Origin of the sequence: Streptomyces coeruleofuscus, assembly GCF_039532725.1 — a bacterium.
In the GTDB taxonomy this organism is placed as follows: domain Bacteria; phylum Actinomycetota; class Actinomycetes; order Streptomycetales; family Streptomycetaceae; genus Streptomyces; species Streptomyces coeruleofuscus.
In genome coordinates, this window is record NZ_BAAASE010000015.1 from 156,555 (window position 1) to 176,672 (window position 20,118).

Below are 20,118 nucleotides of genomic sequence, written 5' to 3' on the forward strand. Positions count from 1 at the left end.
CGCGCAAAAGGCCGGTTCCCGTGACTCACGTCGCGGGAACCGGCCTTTTCGCCGGTACGGGCTAGACGCCCGCGTACGAGTGCTTGCCGGAGACGAAGATGTTCACGCCGTAGTAGTTGAACAGCCAGCAGCCGAAGGCGACGAGGGCCAGGTAGGCGGCCTTGCGGCCCTTCCAGCCGGCGGTGGCGCGGGCGTGCAGGTAGCAGGCGTAGGCGACCCAGGTGATGAAGGACCAGGTCTCCTTCGGGTCCCAGCCCCAGTAGCGGCCCCAGGCGTCGCCGGCCCAGATGGCGCCCGCGATGATCGTGAACGTCCACAGCGGGAAGACGGCCGCGTTGACGCGGTAGGAGAACTTGTCGAGCGAGGCGGAGGACGGCAGCCGCTCCAGGACGGACGTCGCGAAGGTGCCGGGCGTGCCGCCGCTCGCGAGCTTGTTCTCGTAGGAGTCCTTGAAGAGGTACAGGATCGTGCCGACCGCGCCGACGTAGAAGACCGCGCCGCAGAAGATCGCCGTGGAGACGTGGATGTACAGCCAGTACGAGTGCAGGGCCGGGACCAGCTGGTCGCTGGCGGTGTAGAGGACCGTGACCGCGAGGCCCAGGTCCAGCAGAACCGAGGTGATCAGGAACAGGCCGAGCCAGCGCACGTTCTTCTTCAGCGCCAGCAGTCCGAGGTACACGCCGACGGCGACCGTGGAGAACGTGATGTTGAACTCGTACATGTTGCCCCACGGCGCCCGCTCCACCGAGGCCGCGCGGGCGACGACGCCGCCCAGCTCGATCAGGAAGGCGAGCACGGTGAGGGAGATGGCGATGCGGCCGTACAGGTCGCCCTGTTCGTCACCGCCGTGCGCCCCGGGCCCGTCCGGCACGTCCCGCTGACCGGTCGCGGCCCGCACGGTGACCTTCGGCCGCTCCAGGACGGCGGTGCCGCCCGCCTTGTTCACGGTGACGGCGGGCGCCTTCTTCGCCTCCGGCTCGCTGGTGAGCGCGGCGGCGGTCCGGGCGACCTTGCTGCGGCTGCCGAAGAGCCATTCGGCGATGTACGCGAAGAACGCCAGGGTGTAGACGGCCATCGCGGAGTAGATCAGCGTGTTGCTGATGTTCGCGAGGTTTTCGTTGGTGGCGGCGGCGAGAGTCACTTCTCAGCCCCTTCGGCAGGTACGGGGGTTTCGGTACCCGGCTCCTGGTCGGTGTCGGGGGAATCTGCGGGGTCGTCGGGGCCGGGCGCGGCCGGTGCCTCGTCGTAGAGGATCCCGGCGAGGTCGCCCAGCTCCTCGGGGACCTTGGCGGACTCGCTGCGGCCGAGGCCGGCCATCTCCACGACGGTGACGCCGTCGGCGCCCTTGACCGCGCGCACCCAGACGCGGCGGCGCTGGATGAACAGGGAGGCGGCGAGGCCGCCGATGGCCGCGAGGGCTCCGGCGAGGGCCCAGCCGCCGCCGGGTTCCTGAACGACCTGGAAGCCGGCCCACTCCTTGATGTCCTTGCCGAAGGTGACCGAACCGGCGCCGTTGGGGAGCTCCATGGTCTCGCCGGGCTTCAGCAGCTTCTTGAACAGCTTGCCCTGGGAGTCCTTGAACTCCTTCATGTTGCTCTTGTCCATCTGGTACACGCTCTGCGGGATGCCGGAGTCGGCCCCCAGGTCGCCGTGGTAGGCGGACAGCGCGAGCACCGGGGAGTCCAGCGCGGGGAACTGCGACAGCATCGTGCCGCTGGCGGAGCCGCCGAAGGTCGGCACGAAGAACGCGTTGAAGCCGAGCTGTTCCTTCTTGCCCTCGGGGTTGCGGTAGCCGTCGAGGACCTTGACGACGCCGGAGGAGGTGACGTTGGCGTCGAGCGGGAGCAGGGGTACGGCGTCGTCGAAGACGACGTTGCCCTTGGCGTCGCGGACGGTGATGACCGGGGCGTAGCCGTGGCTGACGAGGTAGACCTTGGAGTCGCCGATCTCCAGGGGGTGGTTGACCTTGACGGTGGTCTTCTCGTCCTTGCCGTAGGGACCGTCGCTGTAGGTGAGGTCGGCCTGGTAGACGCGCGGGGTGCCCTTGTTGGGGCCGCTGCGCTCGTAGGTGCCGGTGAACTTCTTCAGGTTGAAGCTGAACGGCACCAGGTCGTCCGACGTGAAGAGGTTGCCGGACTTGAAGTCGTCGTACTGGGTGAGGGTGTTGGAGAAGCCGTCGCCCTCGACGATCAGCTTGTTGCCCTCGGACTTGTACAGCTGGCCCCAGGCGAAGGCGACCAGCAGCACGATGAGGGCGATGTGGAAGACGAGGTTGCCCACCTCGCGCAGGTAGCCCTTCTCGGCGGCGACGGCGTCACCGGCGAGGTGGGCGCGGAAGCGGCGCTTCTTCAGCAGGGCCAGGGCGGCGGTGTGGATCTGCTCGGGTTCGGCCGTGGTGCGCCAGGTGGTGTGGGCGGGCAGCCGGTTCAGCCGGCTGGGGGCGCGCGGCGGGCGGCCGCGAAGCTGGCCCACGAACTGCCAGGTGCGGGGGACGATGCAGCCGATGAGCGAGACGAACAGCAGGATGTAGATCGCGGAGAACCACACCGAGCTGTAGACGTGGAACAGGCCGAGCTTGTCGTAGACGTCCCCGAGGGTCGGGTTGGCCTTGCGGAAGTCGGCGACCTTCGTCTCGTCCTGGCCGGACTGCGGGATGAGCGAGCCGGGGATCGCGCCGAGGGAGAGCAGCAGGAGCAGCAGCAGCGCGACCCGCATGGAGGTGAGCTGCCGCCAGAACCAGCGGGCCCAGCCGATGACGCCCAGGGAGGGCAGGTTGGGCGCGTCCTCCGTGGGGGCGGTGGACAGCTGGGAGCCGGCGTCGCCCAGCTCCTGGGTTTCGGCGGCGGTCGGGGCCGGGTCGGAGGCGGTGGTCTTGCTCATCGATCAGATCCCCACAGTGAAGCCGTCGGACCAGACCTGCATCTCCTGCACGATGCGGTCCCACGCGCCGGTCAGCAGCAGCAGACCGGTCACGATCATCATGGTGCCGCCGATCCGCATCACCCAGACGTAGTGGCGCTTGATCCAGCCGAAGGCGCCGAGGGCCTTGCGGAAGGCGACCGCGGCGAGCACGAAGGGCACGCCCAGGCCCAGACAGTACGCGACGGTGAGGGCGGCACCGCGTCCGGCGCTCCCCTGGTCGGAGGAGAGGGCCAGCACGGAGGCGAGGGTGGGGCCGATGCAGGGCGTCCAGCCGATCCCGAACAGCGCTCCGAGCAGGGGCGCGCCGACCAGCCCGGCCACCGGCTTGCGGTGGAGCCGGAACTCGCGCTGGGTGAACCAGGGCATCAGGCCCATGAAGAAGACGCCCATGAGGATCATGAGCACGCCGAGCACCTTGGACAGGACGCCCTTGTGCGCCTGGAGCGTGTCGCCGAAGTAACCGAACAGCGCCCCGGAGGAGACGAACACGGCGGTGAAGCCGAGCACGAACAGGGAGGCGCCCGCGACCATCCGGCCGCGCCGCGCCTCGGCGAGATCGGTGCCGGCGACCCCGGTGACGTACGAGAGGTAGCCGGGCACGAGCGGCAGCACGCAGGGCGAGAAGAAGGAGACGAGTCCGCCGAGCAGCGCGATGGGCAGGGCCACCAGCAGGGCGCCGTTGAGCACCGTGCCGTTGGGGTCCGCGACCGCGGCGAGGGTGAGCGCGCTCACGTCACTACTCCGCTCACTTCTCGGCGACGACCGGCTTGAGCATCTTCAGCAGCCGTTCCTCGCTGAGCGCGGACAGCGAACGGGCCGCGATCTTCCCGTCCCGGTCGAGGATCAGGGTGGAGGGGATCGCCTGCGGGTTGAGGGTGCCCCTGCCGAAGCGCAGCAGCAGCTTGCCGGTCGGGTCGTAGAGGCTGGGGTAGGTGATGTCCCAGTCCTTCTCGAAGGCGAGCGCGGCGCCGGTGGAGGTGTCGCGGGTGTTGATGCCGACGAACTGCACGCCCTTGCCGGCGTACTCCTTGGACACCTTCGCGAAGTACTTGGCCTCGGCGCGGCAGGGGTTGCACCAGGAACCCCACACGTTGAGGACGACGACCTTGCCCTTGTAGTCGGCGACGTCGAGGGTCTTGCCGGCGATGGTCTTGCCGGACAGGTCGGGTGCCGGGGTGCGCTCACCCTTGGCGACGGTCGCGGTGCCGTCGGTGCCGGTGACGAAGTTGGTGTTGCCGCCCCCGCCGGAGGTGCCGCCGGAGCCGCACGCGGTGACGAGCAGCGCGGCCACGGCGGCACCGGCGGTCAGGGCGGCGCGGCGACGGACCCGGGTCGAGCGGGTCGTGCGGGTCGAGCGGTTCGAGCGCAGGGGGGCGCGGCTGGCGGCACTCATGTGAAAAGTTTCGCATGTCCGTTCCGGGGCTCTCGCCCACCCCCCTTGCGGGTGGAAAACCGCATTTCAGGCGGCGTTCCGGGAGGGGGTACCGGCACCTCCCGGGGTCTCCTCGGCGAACCCCTTCCAGCCACCGGCCGGTTGCTGCCCGACGTCGAGCGTGCGGAGCTTGTCGAGCACCTCGGGCTTCTGCACGTCCAGCCAGTCGACGAACTGCCGGAAGGAGACGAGGCGCACATCCGCGCCCTTCTCCTTCTCGCGCGCGATGTGCTTGAAGGCCTCCTCCACGGCGTCCATGTAGATGCCGCCGTTCCACTGCTCGAAGTGGTTGCCGATGAAGAGAGGTGCCCGATTTGTCTCGTATGCCCGCTTGAATCCCTGGATGTACGCCTGCGCCGACTGTTCCCGCCAGCCCGGGTAGTTGTGCGCCGGAGCCTTCGTGGTGCTGATGGACTGGTTCGCCAGCATGTTGTAGTCCATGGAGAGGACCTCGAAGCCACGGCCGGGGAAAGGTATCTGCTGCAACGGCAGGTCCCAGAGACCCTGCCGCTTCACCGGCCAGACCTGACGGCCGCCGGGCGAGGAGGCGTCGTAGCGCCAGCCCAGCTCGCGGGCGGTGGGCAGCAGGTTGTCCCGGCCGAGCAGGCAGGGCGTACGGCCGCCGATGAGTTCCTTGTCGTAGTCGAACGGCAGCGGGGGCAGATCCCTCCAGCCGGTGTTGGTGCGCCACTGCTTCACGAAGGACTTCGCCTGGTCGATCTCGCTGCGCCACTGCCGCGGCGTCCAGTTCTTGACCGAGCCGTGGACCTCACCGCAGAAGTGCCCGTTGAAGTGGGTGCCGATCTCGTGACCCTCCAGCCACGCCCGGCGGACGTTCTTCAGCGTGTCCTTGATGTGCGCGTCGGTGAGGTAGCCGATGTCGGAGGCGCCGCGCGGGTTGTTCGGCGGGTCGTAGAGGCGCTTCTTCGACTCGGGCAGCAGATACAGCCCGGACAGGAAGAAGGTCATGCTCGCGCCGTGCTCCTTGGCCAGGTCCAGGAAGCGCGGGAAGAGTCCGTTGCCGACCTCGCCGGCGCCGTCCCAGGAGAACACGACGAACTGCGGCGGGGTCTGACCCGGCTCCAGCGGCTCGGGCTTGCCGGGCTGGTGGGGCTGCTTGCCGGTGTAGGCGGTGGAGCCGTCACCGATGGGCCGGGCGGCCGGCTTCGGCTTCGACCCGCCTTGTGCGGAGTCTCCGGAACCGTCGGCATGGCTGGAGTCATCTGACCCGGTGAGTCCGCCGCACCCGGCGAGCGAGACGGCGGCCGCGGCCCCCGCGCCGATTCCGAGCATTCCCCTGCGGGAGTAAGGGCGCATTGCATCCCCGTTCATCACGTTCTCTGGTGGTCACCCAGTCAGAGGACGTGACGAACGGGGAGGTTCCGCTGATATTTGCAGATTCCGTAACGAGACGGTCAGAAGCGAACAGAAAGGGCCTACGCCCCGAACGCCTTGTCCTTCCCCTTCACCGGCTTGGCGCCCGCGAGGAGATGGGCCGGGACGAGATCGCGGGCCGGCTCGGTGTAGCCGACAGAAACGATCCTGTCGCCCCGGTACGTGAAGCTCGTCAGCGAGGCGAGCGTGCACTGCCGCTTGCGCGGGTCGTGCCAGAGCCGCCGCCGCTCGACGTACGACCGCACGATCCAGATCGGCAGCTGGTGGCTGACCACGACGGCCTCGTGTCCCCGGGCCCGGTCCTTCGCGGTGCTCAGCGCGTTCATCATCCGCACGACCTGGTCGACGTACGGCTCGCCCCAGGACGGCCGGAACGGGTTGATCAGGTGCCTCCAGTTGCCGGGCTTGCGCAGCGCCCCGTCCCCGACGCCGAACGTCTTGCCCTGGAAGATGTTGCCGGCCTCGATCAGCCGCTCGTCGGTGGCGAGGTCCAGCCCGTGTGCCTTGGCGATCGGCTCCGCCGTCTCCTGCGCCCGCTCCAGCGGGGAGGCGACGACGTACGTCACATCGCGGGACGCGAGGTGCTCGGCGACCCGGTCGGCCATGCGCCGGCCCAGCTCGGACAGGTGGTAGCCGGGCAGCCGCCCGTAGAGGATGCCGTCCGGGTTGGCGACCTCGCCGTGCCGCATGACGTGGACGACGGTGAGGTCGTCGTCCGTCTCATGGGTCGTCTCGTTGCTCATGCCGTGGCCTCCGCGGCGGCTCGGGCCGCCGCCGGGAGGGCGTCGGCGATCCGCTGCACGGCCCGCTCGTCGTGCGCGGTGGAGACGAACCAGGACTCGAAGGACGACGGCGGCAGGTAGACGCCGCTCGCGAGCAGCGAGTGGAAGAACGCGGTGAAGCGGAAGGACTCCTGCGCCTTGGCGTCCTCGTAGTTCCGCACGGGCCGGTCCGTGAAGAACACGGAGAACATGTTGGAGGCGTTCTGGAGCGTGTGCGCGACGCCCTCCTTGGTCAGCGCCCCGCTGACGAGCTCCTGGATCTGCTTCGACACCGCGTCGACCTTGTCGTAGGCGGCGTCGTCGAGGAGGCGCAGCTGGGCGAGCCCGGCCGCGGTGGCGACGGGGTTCCCGGAGAGGGTGCCGGCCTGGTAGACGGGCCCGGCCGGGGCGAGATGAGCCATCACATCCGCACGCCCGCCGAAGGCCGCCGCCGGGAACCCGCCGCCCATGACCTTGCCGAAGGTCATGAGGTCGGGGCGGACCCCGTCGACCCCGTACCAACCGGCCCGGCTGGTACGGAACCCGGTCATGACCTCGTCGGAGACGTAAAGGGCGCCGTTCTCGGCGCAGAGGTCCTTGAGGCCCTGGTTGAAGCCGTCCGCGGGCGGTACGACGCCCATGTTGCCCGGGGAGGCCTCGGTGATCACGCAGGCGATCTCGCCGGGGTGGGCGGCGAAGGCGGCGCGTACGGCGTCGAGGTCGTTGTAGGGCAGGACGATCGTGTCGCCGGCCTGGGCACCGGTGACGCCCGGGGTGTCGGGCAGCGCGAACGTCGCGACGCCGCTGCCGGCGGCGGCGAGCAGCGAGTCGACGTGCCCGTGGTAGCACCCGGCGAACTTGACCACCTTGCTGCGCTGCGTGAACCCGCGCGCGAGCCGGATCGCGGACATGGTCGCCTCGGTCCCGCTGGACACGAGCCGCACCTGCTCGACCGGCTCCACCCGGGCGACGATCTCCTCGGCGAGCGCGACCTCGCCCTCACCCGGCGTGCCGAAGGACGTACCGCGGGCGACGGCGTCCTGCACGGCGGCGATCACCTCGGGGTGCGAGTGCCCCAGGATCATGGGCCCCCAGGAGCACACGAGGTCGACGTACTCCCGCCCGTCGGCATCGGTCAGATACGGCCCCTTGCCGGACACCATGAACCGCGGTGTGCCGCCGACGGCGCGGAAGGCCCGCACCGGCGAGTTCACGCCACCGGGTGTGACGGCCGCCGCACGGTCGAACAGAGCCTGCGAGGCCGGTGCTTCATACGGATATGCCAGTTCGCTCATGACCTGCGACTTCTCCGACCTTCTCCGACGACGTCGGACTCCGGGTGTGAGTGACCTGTTCAGGGTAGGACAGTGCCCGGCAACCGGTCCCCGAACCTCCGTCGTCTGCGAGACTGGGACGTGATACACACAGCTCAAACGGCCGAGGGTGGTCGGAGGCTGCGTAGATCCCGCGGGCAGATGTTTCAGCGCACGTTTCGGCGAGCGGCCGCGGGGGAGGTCACTGACACGATGATCGGGTTGCGCGGCGGGGGCGACGCGTCCTAGAAAAGCAGTCGGGTGGAGATATGCATCGCGGTGGCGGACTGGGCGAGGGGACTGATGACCTGGGTCCTCGACGTGCCCGGCGGGGAAGGCACCGGCGCGAGGCGGAGGAAACGCAGGAAGCACGTCGGACTCAGGATCTGCCGAGTGAACCGGAGCGGCTCGACGGACGTACAGAACGCCGAGTGGACGATCTTCGGGCCGGGAGCAGCGGGAATGGTGGTCGGGTGGGGGTGACGTACAAGTACTTCGGCGCGCCGGACGGCGCGACCGCGGCCCGCGTCCCGATCTCGATGCGCCCCGAGGAACTCGGCGGCGACGAACTCGGCATGAACGGCATGTTCACGAAGATCAAGCCGGAGACCATGGCGGCGATGGTCCTGACGGGCATCGAGGGCATTCCCCTGCACAAGGTGCCGCCCCTGGAACTGGTCGTCCTGCACCCCGACTACGCGGTCGTGAAACTCCCGATGACCGTCGTCGACCCCCTGCGGGGCATCGGCGAGGAGTCGGTGGGCGCGGCGGCCTTCATCTGGTCGACGGTCCCGGACCGGGGCGGGCCCCGGGACGCGTTCAACGTGTACCAACTGCTGCACGAGTGGCAGGACTTCTCGCATCGGCTGCATGAGGCGGGGCACCAGCCGTATTGCCTCGTCTGGCCCTGAGCTGGGGTTTCGTGGTGTTCGGGCGGGGCTTTCGGGCTCCGCCCTCGTCATGTGCCGGTGATGCGGGGATCGGCCGGATGATCGTCGGTGGCGCGAGCGGCTCGGCTCACCGGCGGCGCGAGGAGGGGCTGATCCGGCACCTCGGCCTCAGCAATGTCGACGCTGCGACCGGCCCCACTGGTCGTCATGTCGTCGACCTGGCCCTGCGCTCGGGGGACCAGGTCACCGCCCTGGTCCGTCACCCGGCGGCGCTGGGCGACCTGGCGGACCAGGTCACTCTGCTCGCCGGAGACGCGACCTCCCGCCGCGACGTATCCACCGCCCTGGCCGGTCAGGACGCCGTCGTCGCCGCCCTCGGCAGAGGCAATTCGGTGGTCGCGGACGACCTCTTCGCACACTCCTCGGCCGCCCTGATCGCCGCGGCCGGGGAAACTGACGTTTCCCGGCTGGTGTGGCTGTCGTCGTTCGGGGTCGGCCACACGTTCGCGTGGGCGAGCGGCCCTCAGAAGGTGATCTACCGCACGCTCCTGCGGGCGATCTACGCGAACAAGGAGATCGCCGACGACAGCATCCGCTCCAGCGGACTGGACTGGACCGTGGTCTACCCGACGAGGCTGACCCACGGCCCGTCCAAGGGTGCGTACCGCGCGGCCGACCGGCTGCCGATGAAGGTCAACCCGACGATCAGCCGGGCGGACGCCGCCGCCTTCATGCACCGGGCGGCACACGGGAGCGAGTGGATCCGCCGCTCGGCTGTCATCTCCGACTGAGCATCCGCCTCCCCGTCGATGACAGTCGTCGTCGTTCATGACAGCCGCAGTTTATGACAGTCGTTATAGGCGGGTGTAGCCTGACGCCGTCTATAACGACTGTCATAGGAGGATGCCATGACGATCATCACGGTGAACGCCCCGAAGGGCCGTCTCAGTCAGGAGCAGCGCCGGAAGCTGGCCGGGACGCTGACGGACGCGGTGCTCGTGCCGGAGGTCGGGCAGGTCGCGCCGGCCGCGCGGGTCGAGTTCCAGGTGCACTTCACCGAGCGTGAGGCCGACATGATGGCCATCGGCGGGCGGCTCCTCGCGGATACCGGACCGGACGCCGACGTCATGGCGATCGACGTGACGGTGATGGACGGGGACTGGCGGCAGGAGGTCCGGGCCGAGGTCATCGAACGCGTCCTGGCCGCGATGGCCGACGCCTGCGGCCTCCCCGAGCCGTCGCCGGCCTGGTGGGTGACCTTCCGGGTGATCGACGAGGGCAGCTGGGGGTCGCGCGGCGGCGTGCTGTCCGTCCTCTCCCTCCTGGACAGCGGCGTGTTCACCGAGGAGAAGGCCGAGGCCGTGCGTGCCGCGCTCGGCGCGTGACGCGGATCCGTCCCACCGGTCCCACCGCCTTGGCGGGCGTCAGTGCTTGATCGCGCCGACGACGAGCGCCTGCAACTGCTCGGCGGTGTCGTCGAGCGGCTGCGCGCTGCGCTTGGCGCGGCACATGGCGACCGTGCCCTCGACGGCCGCCACGACGAGCGTCGCGAGTTGCGCGGCCTGTTCGGCCTCGGCCCCGTGCTCCCGCAGTGAGGCGGCCAGCAGGCTCTCCCACTGGGCGAACACGTCTGCCGCGGCGGCCAGAGCGGGCGGGACCTCGTCAGCCGGAGGCTCCTCGACGGCCACGGCCAGCACAGGGCAGCCGGCGTGGAAGTCGCTCTCGACGACGATCTTGCGCCACAGGGCGAGGAACGCCCGCAGCCCTTCGACCGGCCCCGACTCCAACTCCTTGCGCAGGCTGCGGGCGACCCACTCGCCCGTGTACCGGACGGCTTCGGTGGCCAGCTGCTGCTTGCCCTCCGGGAAGTAGTGGTACGTCGAGCCGAGCGGCGCCTTGGCGTGCTTGGCCATCTCCCGGATGCTCGTGGCGCTCAGACCACGCCGACTGATCATGTCGGCGGCCCCGGCCACGATCCGCTCGCGCGACGGCGTTCTGCGCTCGGCCACCTGTGCACATCCCCTCTGGCTATAACGGCCGTCATAGTCTACCGTGACCTCTCGTTATAACGACTGTCATAGAAAATGGCTGTCGACGAACAGTGGCTGTCGACGATTCGAGGAGCTGCCATGCCGATGATCAGGCTGACCGTCCCGACCGGTGCGCTCACCGCTCAGGGGCGCACGACCGTCCAGCGCGGCCTGGCCGCCGTGCTGCTGCGCTGGGAGGGCGCGCCCGACACCTCCTTCTTCCGCGCTCAGGCGTGGAGTTACCTCGTCGAACTGCCCGAGGGTGCCCAGACCACCGCCGGGGACGACGAACCGCGCTTCCTGGTGGAGGTCACCGTTCCGCAGGGCGCCCTGTCCGAGCGCCGCAAGGCGGGCCTGGTCGAGGAGGCCACGAGGACCGTCCTGGGCGCCGCCGGCCTCGGCCCGGACGACACGCTGCGGGTGTGGGTGCTGGTGCACGAGCAGCCCGACGGCACCTGGGGCGCGGGTGGCTCCGTCGTCCGGTACGCCGATCTGATGGCACTGGCGAAGGGGCAGCGCACCGATGCGTGAACTGACCTACGTCGCCAAGCGCACCGTCGAGTGGCGGGAAGCACCCGACCCCAGGATCCAGTCGGACGGTGAGGCGATCGTCGCGCCGGTGGCCGCCACCCCGTGTGACGTCGACTCCTCGATCCTCGCCGGGCACGGCTTCATCGAGCCGCCCTTCGCCCTCGGCCACGAGTGCGTCGCCCGGGTCGTGGAGACCGGCGACGCCGTCACCACCGTCTCCCCCGGCGATCTCGTGGTCGTCCCGTGGTCCGTCAACTGCGGCGGCTGCGACCGCTGCCGGGCCGGGCTGACCGCGCACTGCACCGCCGTGCCCTACATGGCGATGTACGGCGCACCGATCGGCGGCGACTGGGGCGGGCTCTTCTCCGACCTGGTCCGCGTGCCCTACGCCGACGCCATGCTGGTCCCGCTGCCCACCGGCCTCGACCCGGTCGCCATGGCCTCCGCCAGCGACAACTGGTCCCTGGCCTGGCGCCTGGTCGCACCCCACCTCAAGGCCCGCCCCGGAGCACGGGTACTCGTCGTCGCCCGCGGCAGCATCGGCCTGTACGTGTGCGACATCTCCCGCGCGCTCGGCGCCTCCGACGTGCTCTACGTCGACCCCGACCCCGAACACCGCGAGCTGGCCCGCGCGTTCGGCGCCGCCACCACCGAGACACTGGAGCCCCTCCCGCAGGGCTACGACATCGCCGTCGAGGCCACCGGCCGCGTCGACCAGCTCGGCCTGGCCGTCAAGTGCCTCACCCCGGAGGGGATCTGCGAGAGCGCGGGCAACCACTTCCGCCCCGGCGAGCTGCCCCTGCTCGACATGTACCTCAACGGCGTCACCCTGCGCATCGCCCGCGACAACGTGCGCGCCCACATCCCCGACGCCCTGCGACTCGCCGCCTCCGGCAAGGTCGCCCCCCAACGGGTCGTCTCCCACGTCATCGACTGGGAGGACCTTCCGGCCGCGCTGCCGGAGAAACACCTCAAGCCGGTCTTCGTCCGGGCAGATGTCTGACCGCCCCCGGCTTCCGCGCACCGGCACCGGCACCGGCACCGGCACCGAGGAACTGGAGCGCCGGAAGGCGGCCATCACCCGCCTCGGTCACGAACTGCGTGCTCTGGTGGAAGCCACCGTCCGCACCGACGCCTCCCCGGACACCCTCCACCGCGTGGCGGACGGCGTCCGCACCGTCACCGGCCGGCTCACGGGGCGACGTCGCGCACGAGGCGAGATCCCCGAGGTGGACGAATTCCCCGCGGGGCCGCGGTTCTACAGCCCCGTCACGGGAGCCGGCAGCCCGCTCGCCCCGCCGATGCGGGTCACGGCCGCCGACGACGGCCTGATCGGTGAGTGCACCCTCGCCGGCACCCACGAAGGCCCGCCCGGCTACGGCCACGGCGGGGTGAGCGCCATGCTCCTGGACGAACTGATGGGCCGCGCCTGCGCGGCAGCAGGGACGCCCGGCCTGACCGTCTCCCTCCAGATGCGCTACCACCGCCCGGTCCTGCTGGAAACACCCCTGCGGATCACCGCGCGCGTCACCGGCACGGACGACCGCAAGATCTTCGTGAACGGTTCGATCACCAGCCGGACGGCCCCGGACACCGACCTCGTCACGGCCGAGGGAGTCTTCGTCCCCCCCGACCCCGACCGCACCCGCGCCCTGTTCCCGGGGCTGCAACGGGTGATGGCCGAAGAGCTGCGCGGCTGAGTCGGTCCCTGCGTCATGATCGGCGCATGACCGAGATCGTGCTGATGTCAGACGCCAGAATCGCGGCGATCCCCGTGGCCGACTGCGGGGAAAGGCTGCTCGACGTCAGGGTGCGGGAGTCCATCGCCGTCGACCCTCGCAAGGAAGACGGGTCGGGCGCTTTCGCGCACCTGCGGGAGGGTGTCCTGGCACGCCTGCTGAAGGCTCAGGAGCTGCTGCCGGACGGCGTTCGTCTGCTGTTCGTCGAGGGGTACCGGCCGCCCGCCCTCCAGCGTTCCTACTTCGAGCAGTACTCCGACGTCCTGCGGGCGGACCATCCGGGCTGGTCGGCGGAACAGGTGCGGGAGGCCGCGAGCCGCTACGTGTCACCGCCCGAGATCGCCCCCCACAGTGCCGGAGCGGCGGTCGATCTCACCCTCATGTCCGCCGACGGGCAGGAACTCGACATGGGGACGCGGGTGAACGCCAGTCCGGAGGAGAGCGACGGCGCCTGCTACACGAACGCCCCCGGCATCCCACCCCGGGCACGCGACAACCGGCGGCTGCTCGGCGACGCACTGACGGCCGCGGGCCTGGTCAACTACCCGACCGAGTGGTGGCACTGGTCGTACGGCGACCGGTACTGGGCCCTGGCCACCGGTGCGGAGCACGCGCTCTACGGGGCGCGTGAGCGGGCTTGAGTGTCACGTCGTCATCGGAGGCGGGGCGGTCCGGCGCGGCGGGCAGGTCGCTCGTGACGGACCGGTTGCCAAGGCGGCCGCGGTGCTCAGGCCAGGAACTCCGCCAGCAGGCGGTTGAGTTCGGCAGGACGCTCGGTGGGGAGGGAGTGGTGGGAGGCGTCCCGCAGGGTGATGACTCTCGCTTTGGGCAGGAGCCGGCGTGCGGCGGCCGCTGTGCGCGGCACGTCGTGAACCCGGCTGTGTTCGGCCAGGAGCACCAGGGCCGGGACGGTGCAGGCCCTCAACTGCTGTGTCCTGGGGCGTCGCATGGCGACGACCTTCGACCGCCGGGCGGTGGCGGTACTGTCCAGGAACGCCCGCCACACCGGGTCCGCAGGGGTACGGCCGGTCTCCCACCGGTGGAAGGCCCGCACGCGCTCCGCGGTGGGCTTCAGCAACACCGGCAGCCCGTGCATGAGGTAGCGCGGGCTCATGCCGGCAAAGCAGTTGGTCGGGTCGAGCAGCGCGAGTCTGCCGAGCCGGTGGGGCGCGTGCAGCGCGTGGTTCAGGGCGATCCAGGCGCCGTAGGAGTGGCCGCACAGGTGTGCCCCGTCCAGGTCCAGCTCGTCGAAGAGCGCGTCGAGCCAGGCCACCAGGTCGCCGACGCCGCGCAGTGGCGCCCCGTCGTGCACGCTGCGACCGATGTCGCCCATCAGGTCGACGGCGTACACCCGATGGGTGGAGGCCAGGGCTTTGACGTTGGCGAACCAGACCATCGAGGTTGATCCACCGCCGGGCAGGAGCACGACCGGAGCGCCGTCCTCCGGGCCGCAGATGTGGACCCGCGTGCTGCCGTACGGGGACGGAACGTCGACGCTGTGGACCTCGACGGGCCACTGTCGCAGGACGGCGTCGTACGCCGCGAAGAAGACCGCCTCGTCACCCATGGCCCCGCCTTATGATTACTCGGTCATCAATAATCTCGACTATCGAGATAGTACGGGAGTGAGAGCGTGGACGACCAGGACCCCGGCCTTCAACTGGTCCACCTGCTGCGAGCCGTCACGGTCGAACTGGACCTTCTCGCCGCCGAGTTCGCCGGCCGTGAAGGGCTGCATCCCACGGATGTGCGCGCACTGATCCACCTGCTCGACGCCGGCCGGGAGGGCGTGCGGGCCACCCCTGGATGGCTCGGAGCGCAGTTGGGTGTGAACTCCGCCTCGACCACTGCCCTGGTCGACCGGCTGGAGCGGCTGGGGCTCGTGCGCCGGGAACGGGACACGCGCGACCGCCGGCGGGTGCTGCTGGTCGTCCAGGACGAGGCCGTCACCCTGGGCTGGTCGTTCTTCGGGCCGCTGATCCACGAGATGGTCGCCGAGATGCGGTCCTTCGAGGAGCAGGAGCTGGCCACGGTGCGGCGTTTCCTGCTGGCCATGCGCGATGTCGCCGCCGCACGGCGACGGGCCCAGCAGGACAGCTCCGCCCGAGGGTGAGCACATGAGCGGGATGAGGCACCCCCGCGAGGGGCAGGACGAGTACGGGGCACGGCCGACGCCCGTGCTCCGTCGCCGACCTGGGGGGATTTTCATGCGCGATCTCACGGACTCGATCGAATCGATGGAGCAGCTCGCCGCGGTGTGGCGGGTCATGGTGCTCGACCGGGATCCGCGGGCGGACGTCCGCGATCTGCCGGGGATCGCCGTCCGCTGGGCCGACTGCCGGTTCGCCTTCTGGGACTGCGTCACCCTGACCGAGCACGGCACCACCGCCGGGCTGCTGAAGCAGCGGCTGAACGAGGTCGCGGAGATCATGCGGTCGAAGAAGTGCCCCGGTTTCCTGTGGGTCTTCGAGGATCTCCTCGGCGACGAGGCACGCGCGGGGCTCGGGGACGCCGCCGAGCGAGCCGGGCTCGTGCACGCCTTTCCCGGCACGGGGATGGCGGGGGACTTACTGCCCGTTCCCGATCCCGCCCACCCCGACCTGACGTTCGTACGCGTGACCACCGATGAGCAACTGCGCGCCTTCGCCGACCTCAACTCGCGTGCCTACGGGTTTCCGTTGGAGGACGGCCGTGACGGTCTCGGCCGCTCCTCGCTGTGGAAGAACCAGGTGTACGCCTACCTGGGCGTGCGCGACGACGACGGCACTCCCGTGACCTGCGCCGCCACCGTCGAGGCCGACGGCCGTCTCTTCGTGCTGCTCGTCGCCACCGATCCGGCGTGGGAGCGCCGGGGATACGGGGAAGCGGTGACGCGCAAGGCCCTGCACGAGGGCGGCCGGGCCACCGGGCTGACCCGGGCGACCCTGCACGCCACCGCCGCCGGAGCGCCCGTGTATCCGCGCATCGGGTTCGAGGCGAACTCACCGATGAGCTTCTTCGCCCTCGCGGGGGACTGACACCGGCCCTCGGCAGCGGCGCGTGCCCTCAAGCGCCCCCGCCCCGCGTCTCCTCGCCCCCCGCGTGTCGCTCGCCCTCGTCCCGGGGCCGGGCCACCGGCGCGGTCGTGGCCCGCGGGAGCACATGCGTCGGGAGCACGACATGCCGCTGGTGGTCAGCCCCGGGGTCGTCGATGAGCTTCAGCGCGAGCTCGCCGGCCTCGCGGCCCATGTCCGACGGTGACTGGGCGACCGTGGACAGGTCGAACCAGTCGGCCAGCGGCTGGTCGTCGAAGCCGAGGACGGAGATGCGTTCGGGTACGGCGATCCGCGTCCTGCGCAGGTTCCAGATGAGGGCGACGGCGACCTCGTCCTGCTCGGCGAAGACGGCGGTGGGCGGCTCGCGCAGGCTCAGCAGCATGCCGAGCACCTCGGCGGCGGCGCGCTTGTCGCCGACCCGCGTGGACACCACCAGGTCGTCGTCGAGCGGGACCCCCGCCTCGGTGAGCGCCTGCTGGTAGCCCAGCAGCCGTTCGTTGGAGCTGAAGGAGAAGCCGCTCGCGCCCGCGGTCTGGACGAACGCGATCCGGCGGTGGCCGAGGTTGAGCAGGTGCCGGGTGCCGTGCAGGGCGCCGGCCACGTCGTCGACGTAGACGCTGGGCCGTCCGGCGACATGCTGGCTGACGTAGATCACCGGCATGCCCAGGTCGTCCAGCCGCGCGGTCTCCTCGTCGGTGAGGTCGAAGGAGAACACCAGGAGCGCGTCGGCGTTGCGGCGTGCCGGGAGGTGCTCGAAGAACGCGGTGCGCTCGGCCAGGTCGGGGATCTCGTAGACGTTCAGCTGCATGCCCGCCGCCCGCAGCAGCGGGGCCAGGCTGGAGAGGGCGGATCCCATGAACCAGGAGTCGAGCGTCGGGACCAGCACGGCCACCGTCCCGGTCCTGCCCGTGACGAGGCTCGCGGCCTGCCGGGACACGGCGAAGTTCAGCTCCCGCGCGGCCTGCTCGACGCGGGCCCGCACCTCCGGGGAGACCGTGGACAGGCCGCGCAGCGTGCGCGAGACGGTGGATGTGGAGACCCCGGCCCGTTCGGCGACGTCGGCCATCGTGGGGTGCCGTTGAGCTGGAGGCATGAGCGGACGGTAGCAGCCGTCGGACCGGGCCGGACCGAGCGTCGGGTCCCGACGCCCAGCGACGTAAAGCAGTTGACGACTCCCTGCCACGCCGGGGCACGATCACGGTTCCGCTCCCTTCACGAAGGAGTTCCGTCCGGTGCCCTCAGCCCCCTTCCCGGACCTGACCGTGCCCGGCACATGGGTGATCGGCACGCGGTACGCCGACGGCCCGGAGCAGCAACAGGCCGTCGTGGAAGCCGAGTCGGACGCACTGGCGACCCCGCCCGCCGGGCTCGCCGCCGTCAGCTGGTTCCTCGGTACGGACGGGGAGACGGTGCTGACGCTCGCGCAGTGGACCGACGACACCGCGGTCCCGCCGGCCGGCCCGCCCCGCTACCGGCTGTACCGCAGCCTCGCCGAGGAGCACGAGACGCGCGTCCCGGGGTGTCTCATCACCGCCGCCTTCGACGTCGACGGGCCCGAGCGGCAGCGCGCCTTCACCGACGCGGTGATCGAGGCCCAGCCACGCGAAGGCGGCCACCCCGGGGCGATCTCCGCCCACTTCCTGCACAGCGTCGACGGCAGCCGGGTGCTGCTCTACACCGAGTGGACCAGCGCGGAGGCGCACCAGGAGGCCGCCGAGGCCGGGGACCACGACAAGGGGCACGAGCTCTTCTCCGGGACGGCCGGGGTGCGGCTCACACGCGGTGGGCGGTTTCAGCTGTGTCGCGCCTTGCGGCGGGATCCTGCGAGCTGAGCCTCACGCGGAGGTCCGCCAAGGCAGACGATGTCAGTCGAGCCCCCCGCCCACCGTGAACCCGATCACCGTCCCGCCCCCCTCCCGCCGGAACGCGAACGGCGCTCCCCCGTGCGCGAGTGCCACCTCGCGGACGATGGACAGGCCCAGGCCGGAACCCGGCAGGGAGCGGGCGTCGGCGGCGCGGTAGAAGCGGTCGAAGACGCGGTCGAGGTCCTTGTCGGATATGCCGGGGCCGCGGTCGAGGACCTCGACCCGGATGGTGCCGGGCCGGGCGGGCCCGGCGACGACGATCTCGACGGGGCCCGAGCCGCCCTGGTCGAACTTCACCGCGTTCTCGACGAGGTTGGACAGCGCCCGGGTCAGCATCCCGGGCCGTCCGTCGGTCGTGGTGTCGCCGCTCGCGCGGAGCAGGATCCGCCGGCCGCTGCGGCGCCGGGCGAGGCCCGCCACCTCCTCCGCGATGTCGGCGACGTTCACCCGCCGCGGCGGCTCGGTGTCGGACTGGCCGGCCGCGAGGTCGACGAGCTCGTTGACCAGGTCGGTCAGCTCGCGGGCCTCCTGCCCCAGGTCGGCGACCAGCTCCTCGCGGGTCGCGGGCGGGAGCTCGTCGATCCGGCGGAGCAGGGAGATGTTCGTACGCAGGGAGGTCAGCGGCGTACGGAGCTCGTGGCCCGCGTCCTGGACCAGGCGGCGCTGGTCCTCCTCGGACTGGGCGAGCCGCCCCAGCATGCGGTCGAAGGCCCGGCCGAGCCGGCCCACCTCGTCGTGCCCGGCGACGGGCACCTGGATGCCGAGCCGGCGGGTGCGGGCGACGTCCTCGGCGGCGTCGGTGAGGACGACCAGGCGGCGCGTGATCCGCCGGGCCAGCCACCAGCCGAACAGGCCGGCGGCGATCACGACGGCGGCCATCAGCAGCAGCGTCCGCCGCTGGAGCGCCCGCAGCAGGTCCTCGACGTCGCTGAACTCCTGCGCGACCTGCACCGCGCCCCGGCCCCCGCCGAGGGAGACGGTGGCGACACGGTAGACGTCGTCGCCGACGTCGACGTCCTTGTGCTGGGCCACCCGCCCGGACACGGCCGCCGCGGCGATCCGCACATCGGCGCCGATGACCGGCAGCCCCGGACTGCCCCGGTCGACGACCTGCCCGTCCGGGCCGAGCACCTGCACGTCCGTCCGGGCGGGCCGGACCAGGTCGTGGCCCGGCGCGGCGGACGAGAAGTCGCCGGGCGTCATGCGGTTCTCCCGCACCTCGTCGCGCAGGTCCTGCACGACCTCGTCGAACACGGTCTGCTGGTCCACCCGCACCAGCCGGGCCGCCGCGCTGTACGACAGGATGCCGACCAGGATCGTCACGGCCGCCGTCACCGCCGCGAACGACACCGCGAAGGTGGTGCGCAGCGAGACCAGCTTCGGCCGCCGCCCGTCCAGCAGCCGGCCGAGGCGGCCCACTCAGTCCTCCCGCAGCACGTAACCCACGCCACGCACCGTGTGGATGAGCTGCGGCGCGTCCGGCTCGTCGAGCTTGCGGCGCAGATAGCCGACGTAGACGGCGAGGTTCTTCGAGCCGGGGCCGAAGTCGTACCCCCAGATGCGGTCGTAGATCGTCGAGTGGTCGAGGACGATGCCCGCGTTGCGGACCAGCAGCTCCAGCAGTTCGAACTCGGTGCGGGTCAGCTCCAGCTCGCGGGCGCCGCGCCAGACCCGGCGCGCCTGCGGGTCCATGCGGATGCCGGCCGCCTCAATGAACCGTTCGGGGACTGCCCGGGGCGCCTCGGCCACGGGCGCGCCGCCGACGCCCACCGGGCTGGTGCGGCGCAGCAGCGCGCGCAGCCGGGCGAAGACCTCCTCCACGTCGAAGGGCTTCACCACGTAGTCGTCGGCGCCCGCGTCCAGGCCGGCGATCCGGTCGGCGGTCTCCACGAGGGCGGTCAGCATCAGGATCGGCGTCCGGTCGCCCTCGGCGCGCAGCACGCGGCACACCTGGAGCCCGTCGATGCCGGGCATCATCACGTCCAGGACGAGGACGTCCGGACGGTTGCGGTGGGCCTGCGCCAGTGCCTCGACACCGTCGGCGACCGCCATGACCCGGTAACCCTCCAACGTCAGGGCACGCTCCAGGGCGTTGCGGATGGCGCGGTCGTCTTCGGCGAGCAGCACTGTTTGGGACACGCGTCCAGTGTGCCCCGCCGCCACGGTTCCGGGACCGGACGAGCTGCGCCGGAGCGTCCTTCTTAC

22 protein-coding genes are annotated in these 20,118 nt (G+C 70.9%); 10 read left to right on the forward strand and 12 right to left on the reverse strand.

Going from position 1 to position 20,118, the window contains the following annotated elements; all coding sequences use genetic code 11:
* Positions 1-61: 61 nt before the first annotated feature.
* The 7 genes from ccsB to hemL form a co-directional block, all read right to left on the reverse strand.
* Complete coding sequence (ccsB, locus tag ABFX81_RS38805) at positions 62-1,141, reverse strand: c-type cytochrome biogenesis protein CcsB (RefSeq protein ID WP_086848359.1); 1,080 nt, start codon at positions 1,139-1,141, stop codon at positions 62-64.
* Positions 1,138-2,880, reverse strand: coding sequence for a cytochrome c biogenesis ResB family protein (gene resB / locus ABFX81_RS38810; protein WP_086848357.1), 1,743 nt, complete (start codon positions 2,878-2,880; stop codon positions 1,138-1,140). The genes ccsB and resB overlap by 4 nt, the downstream gene beginning before the upstream one ends.
* 3 nt (positions 2,881-2,883) lie before the next feature.
* A complete protein-coding gene (locus ABFX81_RS38815) occupies positions 2,884-3,654 on the reverse strand; it encodes a cytochrome c biogenesis protein CcdA (RefSeq protein WP_086848355.1) in 771 nt (256 codons plus the stop codon).
* 13 nt (positions 3,655-3,667) lie between these two features.
* A complete protein-coding gene (locus ABFX81_RS38820) occupies positions 3,668-4,315 on the reverse strand; it encodes a redoxin family protein (RefSeq protein ID WP_086848353.1) in 648 nt (215 codons plus the stop codon).
* A 66-nt stretch (positions 4,316-4,381) separates the two neighbouring features.
* A complete protein-coding gene (locus tag ABFX81_RS38825) occupies positions 4,382-5,671 on the reverse strand; it encodes a polysaccharide deacetylase family protein (protein WP_086848351.1) in 1,290 nt (429 codons plus the stop codon).
* A 119-nt stretch (positions 5,672-5,790) separates the two neighbouring features.
* The gene (locus tag ABFX81_RS38830; protein ID WP_086848349.1) at positions 5,791-6,492 is read right to left on the reverse strand and encodes a histidine phosphatase family protein; all 702 of its coding nucleotides are present in this window, start codon (positions 6,490-6,492) and stop codon (positions 5,791-5,793) included.
* The gene (gene hemL / locus ABFX81_RS38835; RefSeq protein ID WP_086848347.1) at positions 6,489-7,805 is read right to left on the reverse strand and encodes a glutamate-1-semialdehyde 2,1-aminomutase; all 1,317 of its coding nucleotides are present in this window, start codon (positions 7,803-7,805) and stop codon (positions 6,489-6,491) included. The genes ABFX81_RS38830 and hemL overlap by 4 nt, the downstream gene beginning before the upstream one ends.
* A gap of 287 nt (positions 7,806-8,092) precedes the next feature.
* Between hemL and ABFX81_RS38840 the strand changes: the two genes are divergently transcribed.
* From ABFX81_RS38840 to ABFX81_RS38850, 3 genes are all read left to right on the forward strand, one after another.
* Positions 8,093-8,734, forward strand: coding sequence for a hypothetical protein (locus tag ABFX81_RS38840; RefSeq protein ID WP_346139398.1), 642 nt, complete (start codon positions 8,093-8,095; stop codon positions 8,732-8,734).
* Between the two features lie 77 nt (positions 8,735-8,811).
* Positions 8,812-9,504, forward strand: a complete 693-nt coding sequence (locus ABFX81_RS38845; RefSeq protein WP_086848342.1) for an NAD(P)H-binding protein — start codon at positions 8,812-8,814, stop codon at positions 9,502-9,504.
* Between the two features lie 117 nt (positions 9,505-9,621).
* Positions 9,622-10,098 (forward strand): tautomerase family protein, encoded by a 477-nt coding sequence (locus tag ABFX81_RS38850; protein ID WP_086848340.1) that lies wholly within the window; start codon positions 9,622-9,624, stop codon positions 10,096-10,098.
* 39 nt (positions 10,099-10,137) lie between these two features.
* Here the strand turns inward: ABFX81_RS38850 and ABFX81_RS38855 are convergent, their stop codons facing one another.
* Positions 10,138-10,722, reverse strand: coding sequence for an LmrA/YxaF family transcription factor (locus ABFX81_RS38855; RefSeq protein WP_086848338.1), 585 nt, complete (start codon positions 10,720-10,722; stop codon positions 10,138-10,140).
* A 120-nt stretch (positions 10,723-10,842) separates the two neighbouring features.
* On the opposite strand from ABFX81_RS38855, the gene ABFX81_RS38860 reads away from it, so the two are divergent.
* Genes ABFX81_RS38860 through ABFX81_RS38875 form a run of 4 tightly spaced genes read left to right on the forward strand, consistent with a single transcriptional unit; the run spans position 10,843 to position 13,654 of the window.
* Positions 10,843-11,274 carry a tautomerase family protein gene (locus ABFX81_RS38860; RefSeq protein WP_086848336.1) on the forward strand — a complete coding sequence of 144 codons (432 nt, stop codon included), beginning with the start codon at positions 10,843-10,845 and terminating at the stop codon, positions 11,272-11,274.
* The gene (locus tag ABFX81_RS38865) at positions 11,267-12,277 is read left to right on the forward strand and encodes an alcohol dehydrogenase catalytic domain-containing protein (RefSeq protein ID WP_086848335.1); all 1,011 of its coding nucleotides are present in this window, start codon (positions 11,267-11,269) and stop codon (positions 12,275-12,277) included. The genes ABFX81_RS38860 and ABFX81_RS38865 overlap by 8 nt, the downstream gene beginning before the upstream one ends.
* Positions 12,270-12,974: a hotdog domain-containing protein gene (locus ABFX81_RS38870; RefSeq protein ID WP_086848333.1), complete on the forward strand. Its 705-nt coding sequence runs from the start codon at positions 12,270-12,272 to the stop codon at positions 12,972-12,974. Before ABFX81_RS38865 ends, ABFX81_RS38870 begins: the two co-directional genes overlap by 8 nt.
* 26 nt (positions 12,975-13,000) lie before the next feature.
* Positions 13,001-13,654, forward strand: a complete 654-nt coding sequence (locus tag ABFX81_RS38875) for a M15 family metallopeptidase (protein ID WP_086848332.1) — start codon at positions 13,001-13,003, stop codon at positions 13,652-13,654.
* 86 nt (positions 13,655-13,740) lie between these two features.
* Here ABFX81_RS38875 and ABFX81_RS38880 read toward each other — a convergent pair whose 3' ends face one another.
* Positions 13,741-14,580 carry an alpha/beta fold hydrolase gene (locus tag ABFX81_RS38880; protein ID WP_086848330.1) on the reverse strand — a complete coding sequence of 280 codons (840 nt, stop codon included), beginning with the start codon at positions 14,578-14,580 and terminating at the stop codon, positions 13,741-13,743.
* 66 nt (positions 14,581-14,646) lie between these two features.
* Here ABFX81_RS38880 and ABFX81_RS38885 point away from each other — a divergent pair, with 66 nt between their 5' ends.
* Both ABFX81_RS38885 and ABFX81_RS38890 read left to right on the forward strand, forming a co-directional pair.
* Complete coding sequence (locus tag ABFX81_RS38885; RefSeq protein WP_086848328.1) at positions 14,647-15,126, forward strand: MarR family transcriptional regulator; 480 nt, start codon at positions 14,647-14,649, stop codon at positions 15,124-15,126.
* 94 nt (positions 15,127-15,220) lie between these two features.
* Positions 15,221-16,030 carry a GNAT family N-acetyltransferase gene (locus ABFX81_RS38890; RefSeq protein WP_086848324.1) on the forward strand — a complete coding sequence of 270 codons (810 nt, stop codon included), beginning with the start codon at positions 15,221-15,223 and terminating at the stop codon, positions 16,028-16,030.
* Positions 16,031-16,058: 28 nt separating this feature from the next.
* Here the strand turns inward: ABFX81_RS38890 and ABFX81_RS38895 are convergent, their stop codons facing one another.
* Positions 16,059-17,141, reverse strand: a complete 1,083-nt coding sequence (locus tag ABFX81_RS38895; protein ID WP_428837260.1) for a LacI family DNA-binding transcriptional regulator — start codon at positions 17,139-17,141, stop codon at positions 16,059-16,061.
* 139 nt (positions 17,142-17,280) lie between these two features.
* Here ABFX81_RS38895 and ABFX81_RS38900 point away from each other — a divergent pair, with 139 nt between their 5' ends.
* Positions 17,281-17,880: an antibiotic biosynthesis monooxygenase gene (locus tag ABFX81_RS38900; RefSeq protein WP_086843877.1), complete on the forward strand. Its 600-nt coding sequence runs from the start codon at positions 17,281-17,283 to the stop codon at positions 17,878-17,880.
* Positions 17,881-17,913: 33 nt separating this feature from the next.
* Here the strand turns inward: ABFX81_RS38900 and ABFX81_RS38905 are convergent, their stop codons facing one another.
* Positions 17,914-19,332, reverse strand: a complete 1,419-nt coding sequence (locus tag ABFX81_RS38905) for an ATP-binding protein (protein WP_086843879.1) — start codon at positions 19,330-19,332, stop codon at positions 17,914-17,916.
* Entirely contained in the window at positions 19,333-20,052 is a 720-nt protein-coding gene (locus ABFX81_RS38910; RefSeq protein WP_086843881.1) for a response regulator, read from the reverse strand.
* Positions 20,053-20,118: the final 66 nt, after the last annotated feature.